A 14,326-nucleotide genomic window follows, 5' to 3' on the forward strand; every position below is an offset into this window, starting at 1 on the left:
CGCGCCCGGCCCCGCGGCCGGGCCGCGGCGCATCAGGCACGGAACATGCCCCCGCCATCCACGTCCACCACCGTCCCGTTCACGTAGTGCCCGCGCGGGGAAGCGAGGAACACCGCGAGGTCCGCGATCTCCGACGCCTCGATCGGGCGGCCGAAGGGCAGGCCGGTCAGCGTCTCGGCCCATCGCTCCTCGTCGCCGAACTTCAGCTTCGCGTTGGTGCGCGCCTGCGTGACCATGCGGTCGGTCTTGGTCGCCGCCGGATTGATGCCGACGACCTTCACGCCCGAGGTCTGCGCCGCCGCGCCGAGCGCCGATGTGAAGGCGATCAGCGCCGCATTGCCCGCGCCGCCGCAGATGTAGCCCGCGCGCGGCGCGCGCCCCGCCATGCCGATGATGTTGACGATGGCGCCCGCACCGCGCGCCTCCATCACGGGCAGATAAAGCTGGCACAGATGGACATAGCCCATGACCTTGAGGTCCCAGGCCTGCTTCCAGCGCGCGATCGGGATGTCGGCCAGGCGCCCGGCGGGAATGGCGCCGGCGTTGTTCACCAGGATGTCGATGTCGGGGAAGGCGGCATGCAGGCGCTCGCGCTCCTCATCCTGGCTGAGGTCGGCGGCCAGCGTCTCGATGCGCACCTGGTGCTTCGCGCGGACTGCGTCGGCCGCGGCCGCGAGCGTCGCGGCATCGCGCGACGAGAGCACCAGGTCGCAGCCCTCGGCCGCGAAGGCCTCGGCGCAGGCGAGGCCGATGCCCTTCGAGCCGCCGGTGACCAGCACGCGCTTGCCGGCGATGTTCATGTCCATGGACGCGTGTTCTCCGCTGTTGACGGAGGGGGCCGCGCCCCCTCCGGACCACCCCACCAAAGGCTGAAGGGCCTTTGGGAACCAATACTGGCGCCCCGCCGCCACGTTCGGTGCCGCCCGCCGGGCCGACACCGAAAACCGGTTCGCAAAGGCCCTTCGGCCTTTGCCGGGGGTGAGGTCCGGAGCGGGGCGGCGCCCCTCTCCGGCGCCCTCAGATCACGAGTTCGATCAGGAACGGCCCGGACCGCGCGAAGGACTGCGCCATCAGGTCCCCCACCTGGTCGAGCGTCGTCGCCTGCGCCGCCTCCACGCCCATCGCCTCGGCCATCTTCACCCAGCCGATGTCCGGGTTGCCGAGGTCGAGCATGTTCATCGCCGTCGGCCCCGGATTGGCGCCGACATTCTGATATTCGCCGAGCAGGATCTGGTACTTGCGGTTGGACAGGATGACGGTCGTGACCGGCAGCCTCTCCCGTGCCTGGGTCCAGAGCGCCTGCACCGTGTACATCGCGGACCCGTCCGCCTGCAGGTTGATCACGCGCCGCCCGCCGCCGCCGATCGCGGCACCGGTCGCCAGCGGCAGGCCGCAGCCGATCGCGCCGCCCGTGATCTGCAGCCAGTCGTGCTTCGGCGCGGCGAAGGTCTCGGGGAAGAAGCCGCGGCCGAAGGAGACGCTCTCGTCGGCGATGATCGCCTCCTCCGGCATCAGGGCGGCGACGGTACGGGCAAGCCCCTCGGGCGTCGGCGCGCCACGCGCGCGGTCGGGGCGCTTGCCCACGTCGGGCATCGGCACGGCCGGCGCGCCGAGTTCATCGCAGAGCGCGGCCAGCGCCGCTTCCGCATCCTGCTCGTAGCGCGTCAGGACATGGACTTCCGCGGTCGGCGGGTAGTGCAGCGACGGCATGCCGGGATAGGCGAAGAAGCCGACCGGCGGGCGTGCGTTCACCACGACCAGGTGCTCGACCCAGGCGAGCGCCTTGATGGCGACATCGGCCGGATAGGGCACGCGCTCCAGCGGCAGGCGGCCCTGGCCGCGCTCGGTGCGGCCGTTCGATCCCTCGGCCATCAGCCGCGCGCCGGTCGCCTGCGCGGCACGCCAGGCGAAGGCCTGCGCGCCTTCGCGCAGCGCCTTCCCGCCGAGCAGGATCAGGACGTTCTTCTTCTCCCGCAGGATGCGCGCGACGTTGCGCACGGCGTGCGGGTCGGCCGCCTGCGGCTGCGGCACCGGCAGCGGCTTCGCGACCACGCCGCCGTCGTCCCAGCAGGTGTCGGACGGCAGGATCATGGTCGCGATCTGCCCCGGGGAGGTCAGCGCCGCCTGCACGGCGGCGGCGGCATCGGCGCCGACGTCGGTCGCCTTGGTCGAGGTCCGCATCCAGTGCGACACGCCGCGCGCCCAGCCTTCGGTGTCGGCCGTCAGCGGCGCGTCGAAGGGGCGGTGGTAGGTCGCCTGGTCGCCGACGCAGTTCACGACGCCCGACCGCGCGCGCCGCGCGTTGTGCAGGTTGGCCAGCCCGTTCGCGAGCCCGGGGCCGCAATGCAGCAGCGTCGCGGCGGGCTTGCCCTGCATGCGCCAGTAGCCGTCGGCCATGCCGGTGACCACGTTCTCCTGCAGGCCGAGCACGCAGCGCATGCCCGGGATGCGGTCCAGCGCGGCGACGAAGTGCATCTCGCTCGTGCCCGGGTTGGCGAAGCAGACCTCCACCCCGCACCCCAGAAGTGTGTGGACCAGGCTCTCGGCACCGTTCACTGCGCATCTCCAGACATCGACGATGGGCGCAGCCTGCGCGGGACGGCGCCCGCGGGCAAGGTGGCGCCCGGGCCGCGCAGCGTTGCGGGGGGCGCAGGCCTGCCGCATCCTGGCGCGCACGGACAGGACGAGGTCGCCGCCATGCCGATGTCCCGGATATCCCGCCACGGCGGGGCCGCGCGGCCATGACGGCGCTGCGCGTGGCGGCGACGGGCTTCGCCGCCGGTGTGCTTTCGGTGCTGATGTTCCACCAGGGCACCGTGGCGCTGCTGCACCTCGCGGGCATGTTGCCGAACCCGGCCTTCCCGATGCGCCCGGTCGGCCCCTTCGCCGTGCCGCAGCTCGCCTCCCTGGCCTTCTGGGGCGGCATCTGGGGCATCGCGATCGCGGCCATCCTGGCGGCGCGGCCGGCCTGGCCGCCACTGCTGGTGGGGCTGCTGGTCGGCGGCCTCGGCTGCGTGCTGGTCGGCTTCACCCTGGTCGCGGCACTGCGCGGGCAGCCGCTGATGGCGGGCTACGACCTTAACCGCTGGTGGCGGTCGGCGCTGATCAACGGCGCCTACGGCTGGGGCGTCGGGCTGCTGCTGCTGGTGGCTCGCCGCGCCGTCCCGGCGCTTCGCTGACGCCGCCATAAATCACCTTGCCGTAATTCGGCCGCCATGTTTGGGAGTATCCCCGTCGGCCAGCCAGGGGGGCGCGGCCGGGGGATGCAGGGAACACCCGCATGATGTCGCGTCTCACCGCCGCGTTTTTCGCGACGGGGTTCGCCGCGTTGCTGTGCCAGATCGTCTGGCAGCGCATGCTCGGCATCTTCGCCGGGTCGGACACCATTTCGGCCGCGCTGGTGGTGGGCGCCTTCCTCGCCGGGCTCGGCCTCGGCTCCATCATCGGGGCGAAGATCGCGGACCGGCTGACCGCGGCGCAGGCGCTGGTGGGCTTCGCACTGGCCGAGGTCGGCGTCGGCATCTTCGCGCTGGCTTCCAAGGCGTTCCTGTATGACTGGCTCGCTACCGACCTGGCCGGCGTGGTGGATGCGGCGCCGGCGATCTTCGCGCTGTGTTTCGCGGGGCTGGTGCTGCCGACCACGCTGATGGGCGCATCCCTGCCGCTGCTGGCGCGCGCGGTCGCGACCGACCGGGACAGGATCGCCGAGCGCATCGGCACGCTCTACGGCCTGAATACGCTGGGCGCCGGCATCGGCGCGCTGCTCGGCGGCTGGGTGCTGGTCGGGCACATGGGCTTCGTCGGGGCGCTCTGGCTCGCGGCCGGGCTCGAATTCGCCGCCGCGGCGCTGACGCTGACGCTGCTGCCGGCGCTGCGCGCCGCCCCGCCACCGCCCGCCGCCGAGGCCCGCGCCGCCGATGACGGGCGCTACGGGGGCCTGCCGCTCTGGTGCCTGCTGGTGTTCCTGTCGGGCTACGTGATCGTGGCGCTCGAGATCGTGTGGGTGCGGATGCTGGGCCAGGTCGGGCAGTACCACGCCTACCTGTTCCCGACCGTGCTCGGCATCTTCCTGCTGGCGGACGGGCTCGGCATGGCGGTCGCGGCGCGGATGGTGCGCCGGATCGAGGACCCGCGCCCAGCCTTCTTCATCACGCAGTCGGCCGGCTTCGTGCTGGCCACGACGCTGCTGCTGGCACTCTGGTACGCGCTGCCGCACTGGCCGCTGCACGACCTGCTGGCGGTCGACCACAACCGGATGCACGGCGAACGGCTCGCGACCATGCTGGCGCTGACCGCCGTGGTGGTGGCGCCGCCATCGTTCCTGATCGGCATGACCTTCCCCTTCGTGCAGCGGGCGGTGCAGCGCGACCTGTCCTCGGTCGGCGCGCGCGTCGGCTGGGTGCAGCTGGCGAACATCGCGGGCAATGCGGCGGGGTCGATCCTCACCGGGCTCGTGACCTTCCACCTGCTCGGCACGCCGGGCACGCTGCGCCTGCTGGCCGTGCTGTCGCTGCTGCTGGTGCTGTTCTGGCTGTGGCGCGCGGGGGGCGGGGCGGGGCTCGCCGCGGGCCTGCGCCGGCGACCGGTCGAGGCCGCCCTGGCCGGAGGCTGCGCCGCGCTGGCGCTGGTCATCCCGGGCAATGCCGCCTTCTGGACGCGGCTGCATGCCGAACGGCCAGGCCAGATCGCCGCCTGGGCCGAGGACCGCTCCGGCGTCGCCTATTTCCGGGACGGGAACGCGGCCGACACCCGCGCGGACGGCCCCTTCTTCATCCAGGGCTTCAGCCAGGGGCGCATCCCCTTCCTGCCGATCCACCAGTTCCTCGGCGCCGTCGGACCGCTGATCCACCCCGACCCGCGGGAGGTGCTGGTCATCGGCGTGGGCAGCGGCGGCACGCCCTGGGCCGCGGGCGTGCGGCCGGAAAGCCGCGTACGCGCGATCGAACTGGTCGGCCCGGTGCTGACGGCGCTCGAGGAGGTCGGCCGCCGCCATCCGGGAAGCCCCATGGCGCGCATGTTCGAGGACCCGCGCTGGCAGCTCGAATACGGAGACGGGCGGCGGACGCTGGCCAAGGAGGACCGGCTCTACGACATCATCGAGGCCGACGCGATCCTGCCGCAGAGCTCGCATTCCGGCCTGCTCTACAGCGCCGAGTTCCTGGCCCGCGTGCGCGAACGCCTGGCGCCGGGCGGGATGTACATCCAGTGGGCGCCCTCGGGCCGGGTGGTCGAAACCTTCGTCGCCGCCTTCCCGCACGTGCTGCTGCTGATGCCCGGCGAGGTGCTGGTCGGCTCGAACGATCCGATCCCCTTCGACCCGGAAGGCCTGGCGCGCGCCTTCGCGGCCGCGCCTACGGTTGCGCACCTGCGCGCGGGCAACCCGGACTACGAGAACTGGCCGGGGTTCTTCGCCCGCCCCGCGCTGATGTGGACGCCGGAGACCGAGCGCGGTCCCGCGACGCTGACGGACGTCTTCCCGCGCGACGAGTTCTACATGAACCAGGACGCGTTCACGACCGCGACCTTCGCGGACCGCATCGCACCGGCCATGGCGCTGCGGCGGGCGCCGCCGGCCCGCTAGGCGCCGCCCGGCGCGCAGGTGCTCGGGCCGCGCGCAACCGTTTCTTCACGGTCGTCCTGTTTTCTGGCGCGGGGGACAGGAGACGAACCATTCCGCCGGACCAGGAAGCGCACGTCACCGAGGCGCGCCCCTGGGGCCCGCTGGCCCCGGGCCTCCTGCGCCGCACCATCGCGGGCGGCGCGCGGTTGCTGGGCGGCGCCTCGTCGCCGCGCGCGGCGGCCGGCACGCCTGCGCCCGCCCCATCGACCGGTTCGCCCCCTGCCGCTGCGCCACCGCCGGCCGGCCCGCCGCCCTTCCCGCGGCAGCACTGGTCCGACCGGCTGTGGGGGGAAGGCATGGCCCTGCCCGGCGGCGCCACCGAGGTGCTGCGCCTCGCCGCCCTGCTGCCGCTGGCGCCGGAGGCGACGCTGCTGCTCGCCGGACGTGCCGCGCGCGCGAGCAGCGCGGTCATCGTCGGCGCGCGCGGCTGCTTCGTCGCCGCCTTCGACCCCGATCCACCCGCGCCCGGCCGGCCGCAGCCGAAGCGCGGCAAGGTCACGGCGGCGCCCTTCGATGCCGGCGCCCCCGCATTCCGCCCGCGCTTCCACCACCACGCCATGCTGCTCGAGCCCCTGCGCGGCGGCGGCACGCCGGCGGGGCTGTTGACCGCCGCGGCCGCGGCCCTGCGGCCGGGCGGGCAGGCCGTGCTGGTGGACATCGTGGCGCGCGGCGTGCCGGCGGGACAGGCGGAGGACCGATGGCTCCTGGCCGAGGGCCGCGACACGCCGCCGCCATCCGAGGCCGCGATGACGGACGCGCTGCGCGGCGCGGGCTTCCAGGTGCATGTCGTCGAGGATGCCGGCCCGCGGCACCGCGCGGCGGCGCTAAAGGGCTGGCGCGCGCTGCTCGGCGCGCTGGCGGCGGAGCAGGGTCGGCCGGGCGCCCCGGCAGCCGCTGCCCTGGTGGCCGAGGCCGAGGCCTGGCTGCTGCGCCTGCGGCTGATGCAGGACGGCCGGCTCAGGCTGCTGCGCTGGCACGCCTCGGTGCCGGGCACGCCGGGCTAGAGCGGCGACCGACCAGGTGATTCCATCTGCTCGGAGAAGGCTCCGATCACTCCGCCGCGTCGGCGCCGAGCCAGGGCCAGCGCATCTTCACGACCGGGCTGTCCGGGGCATAGGCCAGGCAGGTGCCGAGGATGCGCGGCTTCGCCCTCACGCCGCTCGCCGCCTCGCGCGCCAGTTCCTTCTGCCGCCGCACGGGATAGAGCGTCTGGTAGGCGACGGTCGCCATCTGGGCCAGCACTTCGCGCAGATGCGTGCAGCCGAGCACGCCGCCGACGCGTTCCTGCACAGCGCGATTGAAGCCGGGGCCGATGGTGAGGCCCGCGAGCCGCGCGAAATTGGGCGCCGCCTGAGGGCAGACGGCATAGGGCGTGTGGTCGGAGGCTGCCTCGCAGGCGTGGATCAGCAGGTCCTCGTCCACCGTCAGGCGCAGCCACATGCCGTGCAGCGGCGTGCCGGGAGGCAGCCAGCCGCGCTCCTCGTTCTCGAAGCCGTAGAACTTGGTGTCGAGCAGATGCGCCTCGATGTCGAAGAGGCCGTCGGCGCGGCGATAGCCGTGCATCTCGATGCCCCGGCGGTGCATGGGTTCGCGGTCGATCGGCGCGGAGAGCGGCATGTCGGGGTCCCGGTGCGGCGTGGGTTGGGCGTATCGCGGCGGCGTCCGGAAGGCCAGCCGCCACGGCGCGGGGGCCGGGTGCGCTGCGGGCATGGCGGCCGAAGGCGGGACCGGGACGCAGCGTGACGAACCCTTCGCCCCGGCGCCAGCTTCCGGCATCTGGCCCTGGATTTCCGGTGCCAAGTCGCAACGAAGGGAGGGGGGATCGGGGGAGGGTCTCCCCCCCCCCCACCTTCCGACAGGGGCATCGTGTCCGGGGTCGGCGTCGGTCGGCTGGCCGCATCGGCCGTCCGCCGCGCCACCTCAGTCGAGCGTGATGCCCGCCTCGCGCGTCAGCCGTCCGACGATCGCCTGCTGTTCGCGCACGTACCGCGCGAAGTCCGGTGCTGCGCTGCCGACCGGCAGCATGCCGATCTGCGCCAGGCGGTCCTTCACGCTGTCCTGCGCCAGCGCGTGGCGCGCGGCGGCGTTCATACGCTCGATGATCGGCGTCGGTGTGCCGGCGGGGGCGAAGATGCCGCCCCATTCGATCCACTCGAAGCCCGTGAGGCCGGATTCGGCCAGCGTCGGCACGTCCGGCAGCTGCGGGATGCGCGTGCGCGTGGTCACCGCATAGGCCTTGAGCCTGCCCGACTGCGCCAGCGCGGTGGAGGATGCCGTGGTGCCCATGTGGAACTGCACCGTGGCGGACAGCAGCGCCTGCACGGCCGGCCCGCCGCCGCGGAAGGGCACGTGCGTCGCCTCGAACCCCGCCTGCTGCAGGAACAGCACCGCCGAGTAGTGCGCCGCCGAGCCGTTGCCGGAGGAGGCATAGACGAGCGGATTGCCCGCCCGCGCGCGCTCGCGGCCGAGGGCGAGGAATTCCTGGATGGTGTTGGCGGGCACGGATGGGTGGGCGACCAAAATGAGCGGCACGGTCGTCAGCTGCGTCACCGGCGCGAAGGCAGTCTCGTAGTTGAAGGTCAGCCCACGAACGAGATGCGGCGCCGAGGCGTGCGACGACGCGTCGAAGAGGAAGGTGTAGCCATCGGGCTGCGCCTGCGCGACCGCAGCGGCGGCGATCGTGCCGGTGGCGCCGGGACGGTTCTCGGCGACGATGGGCTGGCCGAGCTGCTCGCTCATGATCGGGCCGATCAGCCGCGTGACCGTGTCGATCGCGCCGCCCGGCGGGAAGGACACGACGGCGCGGATCGGCCGGTTCGGCCAGGGCGCCTGCGCGAGCGCGGGGAGCGGCAGCGCGGCGGCGGCGGTCGCCAGCAGCGCGCGCCGGCTGGGAAGGGCGGGGTTCATGGTCGTGCGGTCTCCCGGTTGGCCGGCCGGTGCCGGCGCGGTTCCCGCCATATTGGCCGGCGGCGCGCGGAAGGCCAGACGCCGCGCCGCGGTCAGGCCGGCGCGCTGGCCCGCCGCTGCTGCAGGTGCAGCCATCCGACCGCGAGGACTGCCACGCCCATGAGCACGAGCGCGAACCAGTTCAGCATGAACCAGCCGATGCGTTCCTGCAGGAGGCCGGCCAGGAAGGACGCGGTGGCGGTGGTGCCGAAGACCAGGAAGTCGTTCAGCGCCTGCACCTTGCCGCGCTCGTTCGGCCGGTAGCAGGTGGTGACCAGCGTCGTGGCGCCGACGAACAGGAAGTTCCAGCCGATGCCGTTCAGCGTCAGGGCGGCGCGGAAATGCCACTCGCTCAGGCCGCCGAGCCCGGCCGCGACGCCCGCCAGCAGCAGCAGGATGCCGGCCGCCATCACGGGCACCGTGCCGTAGCGCGTGATCAGGTTGCCGGTGAAGAAGGACGGCACGAACATGCCCATCACGTGCAGGAAGATGACCCAGTGCGCTTCGGCATGGGCGAAGCCGCAGCCGACGATGGCAAGCGGCGAGGCGGTCATGAGGAACGACATCACGCCGTAGGCCACCATGGCCGAGGCGACGGCGGCGAGGAACCGGGGCTGCGCCGCGATCCGCAGCAGCGGCCGCGGCGGTTCGGCCGGCGCGGCCGCTGCTGCGGCCGGCACGCGCGCGGCATCGGGCGCCGGGAAGCGGATGAAGCCCATCACGACGAAAACAACGATATGCAGCCCCGCCATGGCGGCATAGGTCGCGAGGTAGATCGGCATCCACTGGTCGTGCGTGATGCGCACGAGCGGTGGCCCGATCAGCCCGGCGACGACGCCGCCCGCCGTGACCCAGGAAATGGCCTTGGCGCGGTAGGAGGGGGGCACGAGTTCCACCGCCGCGAAGCGGTACATGTGCAGGCTCGCGACCGCATAGCCGAGCACGACGCCGCCCAGGCACATCAGGACGAAGCTGGCGGTGTAGAGGCCGCTGCCGACGATGGCCGCGCCCGCCATGCCGAATACCGATCCGGTGCGGAAGCCGAAGGGCCGGCCCATGCGCTGCATGAGCAGCGCGGCCGGAAAGACCCAGAGCATGACGCCCAGGTGCTGCAGCGTGACCGGCAGGGTCGCGAGCTCGCGGTCCGCGTAGAAGGTCACGACCGACAGTGCCGTGGCCGCGAACATCATGGTGTTCGCGGCCTGGCCCAGCGCCTGGCAGGAGGCCAGCAACAGCAGGTTGAGGCGCGTGCGGCCATCGAGGCTGTGGGTCGCGGTCATGCGCCCCTTGTCGCGCGAGCGGCGCGCGCGACGGTAGCGGGGGGCGGGCAGGGGCAGCCATGCGCACGCGGCACGCGAAGAAGTTCGTCATATGTTCGCATTTTTGGTTGACATCTTTTCCTAGGTGTTTTTACCTAACTCATGTCAGCGGGCGCTGCGCCCCCGGACCCGTGGCGGACAGCCTCGATCGAGGCAGCCCGCAGCACCCTGCCCCCCAAGGGGCTTCCCCGCCGGAAGCCCCGTTGATGCGAAGGACACGCACCATGACCACCCCCACCAGCACCGCCCCGGCGCCCGCCACCCCGGCCTCGACCGCCGATGCCGGGATGCTGCGCGTCGGCGGGCTCTCGCCGCTCTTCGCGCCGGTCGAGATCGCGGATCCCGGCAGGCTCCGCCTCGGCGGCCTCAGCCCGATCCTCGGCCAGGGCTGATCCCCCGCGCCGCCCGGCCCGCGCGGCCGGGCGGGCCGCGATCCGATCCAAGACCCAGGAAGGACGTCCTGTCATGGCCACCGACGCCGCCGAGCCCCTCGTGCGCTTCCATGCCGTGACCCCGGGCGCGCGCGCGCCGCAGCGTGCCGACCGCGCCGCCGGCGGCACGCTGCCGACCCGCGCCTTCCGCTACTGCGAGGCCGCGACCTCCGCCGCCGGCTTCGGCTGGCACGTCTTCCCCGCGATCGACATGGCGCTGGCCTGGGACGGCGAGGCGATCCGCTGGACCTGGCGCGGCGCGGACGCCTGGCACCCGCTGACCGTCGCGCAGTTCCCGGGCTTCCGCGACGCCTTCGACACGGCGGCGCCGGCGGGCCTCGGCGGCTGGTCGCCGCCGCTGGTCGGCGCCCTGCCGGAGCCCGGGCTGGTCAACATCTGGTCGGGCCTGTTCGCGCGCAGCCGGCCGGGCTGGTCGCTACTGGTGCGCGCGCCGGCCAACCTGCCCCGCCTGCCGGGCGTCGAGCTCTACGAGGGCATCGTCGAGGCCGACCGCTGGTTCGGCCCGCTATTCGTCAACCTGCGCCTGACCCGCACCGGCACGCCGGTCGAGTTCCGCCAGGACATGCCGCTGTTCCAGGTCCAGCCCATCCCGCGCGAGGCCCATGGCGAGGCTGCCCTGAGCGGCTTCGAGGTGGCGCATGGTCTGGCCGGCATGGCGCCGGCGGACTGGGATGCCTACGAGGCCAGCATCGTCGCGCCGCGCCGCGAGGGCGGCTGCCCGCTCGGGCGCCAGGCGGCTGAGGTGCGCCGCCGCCGACGAGCGGAGGCGGCGTAGCGGCGCGACAGGTACCAGGCCGGCCCGCCGAGGCTTGATGCCGGACGGGAACCACGAGCGAAGGGTTGGGGGGGAGAAGGGAGCTTCTCCCCCCGGACCCCCCACAACCTTCCTTGCCACTTGGCCCCCGGCCTTCCAGGACCGGTGCCAGATGACAAGAAAGGAGCGGGCGTTCGGGGGAGGTTCTCATCCCCCGCCCTTCCGGGCCGAGGGCCGGCAACATACCCGGCGGACGACGTTCCGACCTCCGGCCCGAAGGGCCGAGCGCCCGAATGGGCGCCGCGGCCTTTGCCGCGAAGCCAGGCCGCGCGGATGCGCCGCGCGTCACGCCGCAGGCGCGCCTTCGGCACGACGCGTCTGAGGGGGACGAAGATGAAACCTTTGCCCGCTCGGCATCACGCTTCGGCCGCCAGCAGTCCGGCCGCGCGCAGCGAGGCATGCGCCGCCCGGCCGACCACCAGCAGGTCGTGCAGCCGCACCCCGAGCGCCGCGCCCGCTGTGCCGACGCGGCGTGCCAGGTCGAGGTCGGCCTCGGCCGGCGCGGGCGGCGCGGCGCCGGCGTCGCGCAGCAGGATCATGGCCCCCGCCTGCAGCGCCAGGGCGCGGCGCAGCACGCGGGCGGGTGCGCCGGCCTCGGTGCCGGGGCAGGCCACCACCTCGTCCACGATCAGCCGCTCCCGCGCGTCGAGGAAGAGGGCGCGCGTTTCCCCGACGGCGAGGCCGGCGCCGCGCGCCCGCGCATAGGCCAGGATGGCGCCGGTGCTGCGCAGCGCCGGCCGGGCATCCAGCGCCGCCGCGGCCAGGTGGCGTGCCGCCGCGTGCACCGCCTTCAACGCCGCCGCGCCGGCCTCGCCGAGTTCGGGCAGGGCGGCAAGCTCGGCTTCCTCGGCCGCCGCCGCCGCCGCCAAACCGCCGTAGCGGCCGAGCACGGCCTCGGCTGCGTCGGCGCCCTCCATCCAGCCGAGACAATGAGACAGGACCGCGAAAAGCACCTCCCGGTCCTCCGAAAGGGCATCGGCCCCCGCAGGCGCGCAGGCGGCGGCGCGATGGACCGGGGCGGGCGGTACCGGCGGGGCGGCGGCCGGGGCGGGGGGCTGCAGGCCGAGCATCTCCGGGCCTCCTTCGCAAAATTCAACCATTTGGGGATTTAAATTGTCTTCATTCAGCGATATGGCGAACATCGGAAAAGCGTCGGACGGCGTCGGAACGGCGTCGGTGCCAACGCGCCGCGAGGAGGTGCTCCGCGTTGCCGAGCGTCGGCGTCCCGCCGTTCCCGCCCGAAGCCCCGGCCCCGCCGCCGGGCCCGGCGGTCATGCGCCTTGGCGATGGCATGGCGCTGGCCGCGGCCGACGGGCACGACCTGTTGCCAGGCGGTGCGCGGCCGCGCGCGATCCTGGCGCTCCTGGCGCTCGCCCCCGGGCACCGGATGCCGCGGCGGCTGCTGGCCGGGCTGCTCTGGAGCGGCGCCGCCGGGCCGCAGGCGCTGGCCCGGCTGCGCGACGTGCTGCACGACCTCAGGGCCTCGCTCGGCCCGGGGCATGACGCGATGCTGCGCGCCGATGCCGGCGCGATCTGGCTCGACCCTGGGCGCGTGCGGGTCGAGACGGCCGCGCGCCAGGACGGATGGCCCTTCCTGCCCGAACTGCGCGGCATCGACCCGCAGCTCGACGACTGGCTCGCGCAGTCCGAGGGCGGCGCCCCGCGCCCCGCAACGCCGCCCGAAGCCCGCGGCGCCGCCGCCCGCGCGCCCGCCGCCGCGCGCCGCCCGGGCGTGCTCGTGGTGCCCTTCGGCAACCTGGCGGGGCCGGCCGTGGGCACGCTTGATGTCGCGACGACCGATGCGGTGATCGCCGCGCTCTCGGCGCTGCGGTCGGTCGCCGTGCTGGTCGAGGTGCCGGGCGCGCGGGCGACCGCGCCGGACTACATGCTCTCAGGCAACATCCACCTGGCGGGACGGCGGCCGCAGGTGGCATTGCGGCTGGTGGACGTTGCGGGCGGCGGCGCCGTGCTGTGGTCCGCCGTGATCGAGCCCGAGGAGCCGCGGGCGGCCGACCTCGCCGGGGAGGTCGCGGCGCTCGCCTGCGCGCGGCTCGAGCATGAGTTGCTGCTGCTGGAGGCCGAGCGCGCCGCCGCCCGCCCGCTGACCGAGGCGAGCGCGCAGGAGATGGTGATGCGCGTCCTGCCCGACCTCCATCGGCTTGAGCGCGACGCCTTCGAGCGCGCCGGCAAGGTGCTGGCGCTGGCCGTGCGGCGCGACCCGCATTGCGCCAGCGCGCAGGCCTGGCTCGCCTACTGGAACGTGCTGATGGTGGGCCAGGGCTGGACCGCGAACGAGCGCGAGACGTTGGCCGCCGCCGGCGCGGCGGCGGAACAGGCGATCCTGCTCGACCCGCGGGATGCGCGCGGGCTCGCGATCGCGGGGCATGTGCGCGGTTTCCTGCACCACCAGGTGCCGGAGGCGATCGCGCTGTGCCAGCGGGCGCTGGAGGTGAACCCTAGCCTGCCCGCCGCCTGGACCTTCGCCGGCATGGCGCATGCTTATGCCGGTGAGCTGGAGGCGGCGCGGCGGCACCTGCGGCGCGCGCTGGCGCTGCTGCCGCGCAACCCGCACGCCTTCTTCACCGAGGCGGGGCTGGCGACGGTCGAGATGCTGCTCGGCAACCACGAGGCGGCAAGCGAGATCGGCCGCCGCGTGCTGCAGGTGCAGCCGCGCTTCACGGCTGCGCTGCGCGCGCGGATTGCGGCGCTCGGCCATCTTGGGCGGGCGGAGGAGGCGCGGCCGTTGGTGCGCGCGCTGCTGGAACTCGATCCGGGCTTCACGGTGCAGCGCTTCCGCCAGGCGGCGCCCTACCGGCGGCGGCAGGAGATGGACCATTTCCTTCGGGGGCTGCGCGCGGCCGGCGTGGGGTGATACCGAGCGACCGAAGGTCTGACCCGCGCCCCGCAGGGTCGCGGCGCCGGTCGGCGCTCGGCGCGGGTGCGGCGAAGCCGGGGGGCGCGGATGCGGCCCGCCCGACGCCTGCGGGCGGGCGAAGGTGAGCCCTTCGGCGGTCAGGCATGAGCGGGGCGGGCCGATCGCTCCGGGCCGGCCTTTATGAGACCTGTGCGCGGAAGCCTTGCGGCGCGGCGTGCTCACTGATTCTCTGTGCTGCGCGACGCGGGGAGCGGGCGGCATGGCACATCGCACCATCGGCCAGGAGAGCCTGGCGCCGGA

At 74.1% G+C, this 14,326-nt stretch carries 12 protein-coding genes; 6 read left to right on the forward strand and 6 right to left on the reverse strand.

The window, feature by feature from the left end; translation table 11 throughout:
• Window positions 1-32: 32 nt before the first annotated feature.
• Together E8M80_RS16410 and E8M80_RS16415 are read right to left on the reverse strand one after the other, a co-directional pair.
• Window positions 33-806, reverse strand: coding sequence for a short-chain dehydrogenase/reductase (locus E8M80_RS16410; RefSeq protein ID WP_137126786.1), 774 nt, complete (start codon window positions 804-806; stop codon window positions 33-35).
• Window positions 807-1,017: 211 nt separating this feature from the next.
• A complete protein-coding gene (locus tag E8M80_RS16415) occupies window positions 1,018-2,556 on the reverse strand; it encodes an acetolactate synthase large subunit (protein ID WP_137126787.1) in 1,539 nt (512 codons plus the stop codon).
• Window positions 2,557-2,741: 185 nt separating this feature from the next.
• Between E8M80_RS16415 and E8M80_RS16420 the strand changes: the two genes are divergently transcribed.
• The 3 genes from E8M80_RS16420 (at window position 2,742) to E8M80_RS16430 (ending at window position 6,624) form a co-directional block, all read left to right on the forward strand.
• Window positions 2,742-3,179 carry a hypothetical protein gene (locus E8M80_RS16420; protein WP_137126788.1) on the forward strand — a complete coding sequence of 146 codons (438 nt, stop codon included), beginning with the start codon at window positions 2,742-2,744 and terminating at the stop codon, window positions 3,177-3,179.
• A 101-nt stretch (window positions 3,180-3,280) separates the two neighbouring features.
• Window positions 3,281-5,581, forward strand: a complete 2,301-nt coding sequence (locus E8M80_RS16425) for a fused MFS/spermidine synthase (protein ID WP_137126789.1) — start codon at window positions 3,281-3,283, stop codon at window positions 5,579-5,581.
• 335 nt (window positions 5,582-5,916) lie between these two features.
• Window positions 5,917-6,624, forward strand: a complete 708-nt coding sequence (locus E8M80_RS16430; protein ID WP_137126790.1) for a hypothetical protein — start codon at window positions 5,917-5,919, stop codon at window positions 6,622-6,624.
• Window positions 6,625-6,670: 46 nt separating this feature from the next.
• Here the strand turns inward: E8M80_RS16430 and E8M80_RS16435 are convergent, their stop codons facing one another.
• The 3 genes from E8M80_RS16435 to E8M80_RS16445 form a co-directional block, all read right to left on the reverse strand.
• Window positions 6,671-7,237: a DUF2889 domain-containing protein gene (locus E8M80_RS16435; RefSeq protein ID WP_137126791.1), complete on the reverse strand. Its 567-nt coding sequence runs from the start codon at window positions 7,235-7,237 to the stop codon at window positions 6,671-6,673.
• Between the two features lie 303 nt (window positions 7,238-7,540).
• A complete protein-coding gene (locus E8M80_RS16440; RefSeq protein ID WP_137126792.1) occupies window positions 7,541-8,527 on the reverse strand; it encodes a tripartite tricarboxylate transporter substrate binding protein in 987 nt (328 codons plus the stop codon).
• 92 nt (window positions 8,528-8,619) lie between these two features.
• Window positions 8,620-9,846, reverse strand: coding sequence for an MFS transporter (locus E8M80_RS16445; RefSeq protein WP_137126793.1), 1,227 nt, complete (start codon window positions 9,844-9,846; stop codon window positions 8,620-8,622).
• Between the two features lie 263 nt (window positions 9,847-10,109).
• Here E8M80_RS16445 and E8M80_RS26030 point away from each other — a divergent pair, with 263 nt between their 5' ends.
• On the forward strand, window positions 10,110-10,277 hold the full coding sequence (locus tag E8M80_RS26030; protein ID WP_170979458.1) for a hypothetical protein: 168 nt from the start codon (window positions 10,110-10,112) through the stop codon (window positions 10,275-10,277).
• A gap of 73 nt (window positions 10,278-10,350) precedes the next feature.
• Window positions 10,351-11,112 (forward strand): DUF6065 family protein, encoded by a 762-nt coding sequence (locus tag E8M80_RS16450; protein WP_137126794.1) that lies wholly within the window; start codon window positions 10,351-10,353, stop codon window positions 11,110-11,112.
• A gap of 395 nt (window positions 11,113-11,507) precedes the next feature.
• On the opposite strand, the gene E8M80_RS16455 is transcribed toward E8M80_RS16450, so the two are convergent.
• A complete protein-coding gene (locus tag E8M80_RS16455) occupies window positions 11,508-12,221 on the reverse strand; it encodes a JAB domain-containing protein (protein WP_170979459.1) in 714 nt (237 codons plus the stop codon).
• A 203-nt stretch (window positions 12,222-12,424) separates the two neighbouring features.
• Between E8M80_RS16455 and E8M80_RS16460 the strand changes: the two genes are divergently transcribed.
• Window positions 12,425-14,023 carry a hypothetical protein gene (locus E8M80_RS16460; protein WP_137126796.1) on the forward strand — a complete coding sequence of 533 codons (1,599 nt, stop codon included), beginning with the start codon at window positions 12,425-12,427 and terminating at the stop codon, window positions 14,021-14,023.
• The last annotated feature ends 303 nt before the right edge of the window (window positions 14,024-14,326 follow it).

Source organism: Roseomonas sp. HF4 (assembly GCF_005222755.1).
GTDB lineage: Bacteria > Pseudomonadota > Alphaproteobacteria > Acetobacterales > Acetobacteraceae > Neoroseomonas.

Excerpts from the sequence above, each read along its gene's own strand:
- E8M80_RS16410 (WP_137126786.1), bottom strand. The coding sequence starts at position 806 with ATGGACATGAACATCGCCGGCAAGCGCGTGCTGGTCACCGGCGGCTCG.
- E8M80_RS16420 (WP_137126788.1), top strand. The coding sequence starts at position 2,742 with ATGACGGCGCTGCGCGTGGCGGCGACGGGCTTCGCCGCCGGTGTGCTT.
- E8M80_RS16425 (WP_137126789.1), top strand. The coding sequence starts at position 3,281 with ATGATGTCGCGTCTCACCGCCGCGTTTTTCGCGACGGGGTTCGCCGCG.
- E8M80_RS16430 (WP_137126790.1), top strand. The coding sequence starts at position 5,917 with ATGGCCCTGCCCGGCGGCGCCACCGAGGTGCTGCGCCTCGCCGCCCTG.
- E8M80_RS16435 (WP_137126791.1), bottom strand. The coding sequence starts at position 7,237 with ATGCCGCTCTCCGCGCCGATCGACCGCGAACCCATGCACCGCCGGGGC.
- E8M80_RS16440 (WP_137126792.1), bottom strand. The coding sequence starts at position 8,527 with ATGAACCCCGCCCTTCCCAGCCGGCGCGCGCTGCTGGCGACCGCCGCC.
- E8M80_RS16445 (WP_137126793.1), bottom strand. The coding sequence starts at position 9,846 with ATGACCGCGACCCACAGCCTCGATGGCCGCACGCGCCTCAACCTGCTG.
- E8M80_RS26030 (WP_170979458.1), top strand. The coding sequence starts at position 10,110 with ATGACCACCCCCACCAGCACCGCCCCGGCGCCCGCCACCCCGGCCTCG.
- E8M80_RS16450 (WP_137126794.1), top strand. The coding sequence starts at position 10,351 with ATGGCCACCGACGCCGCCGAGCCCCTCGTGCGCTTCCATGCCGTGACC.
- E8M80_RS16455 (WP_170979459.1), bottom strand. The coding sequence starts at position 12,221 with ATGCTCGGCCTGCAGCCCCCCGCCCCGGCCGCCGCCCCGCCGGTACCG.
- E8M80_RS16460 (WP_137126796.1), top strand. The coding sequence starts at position 12,425 with ATGCGCCTTGGCGATGGCATGGCGCTGGCCGCGGCCGACGGGCACGAC.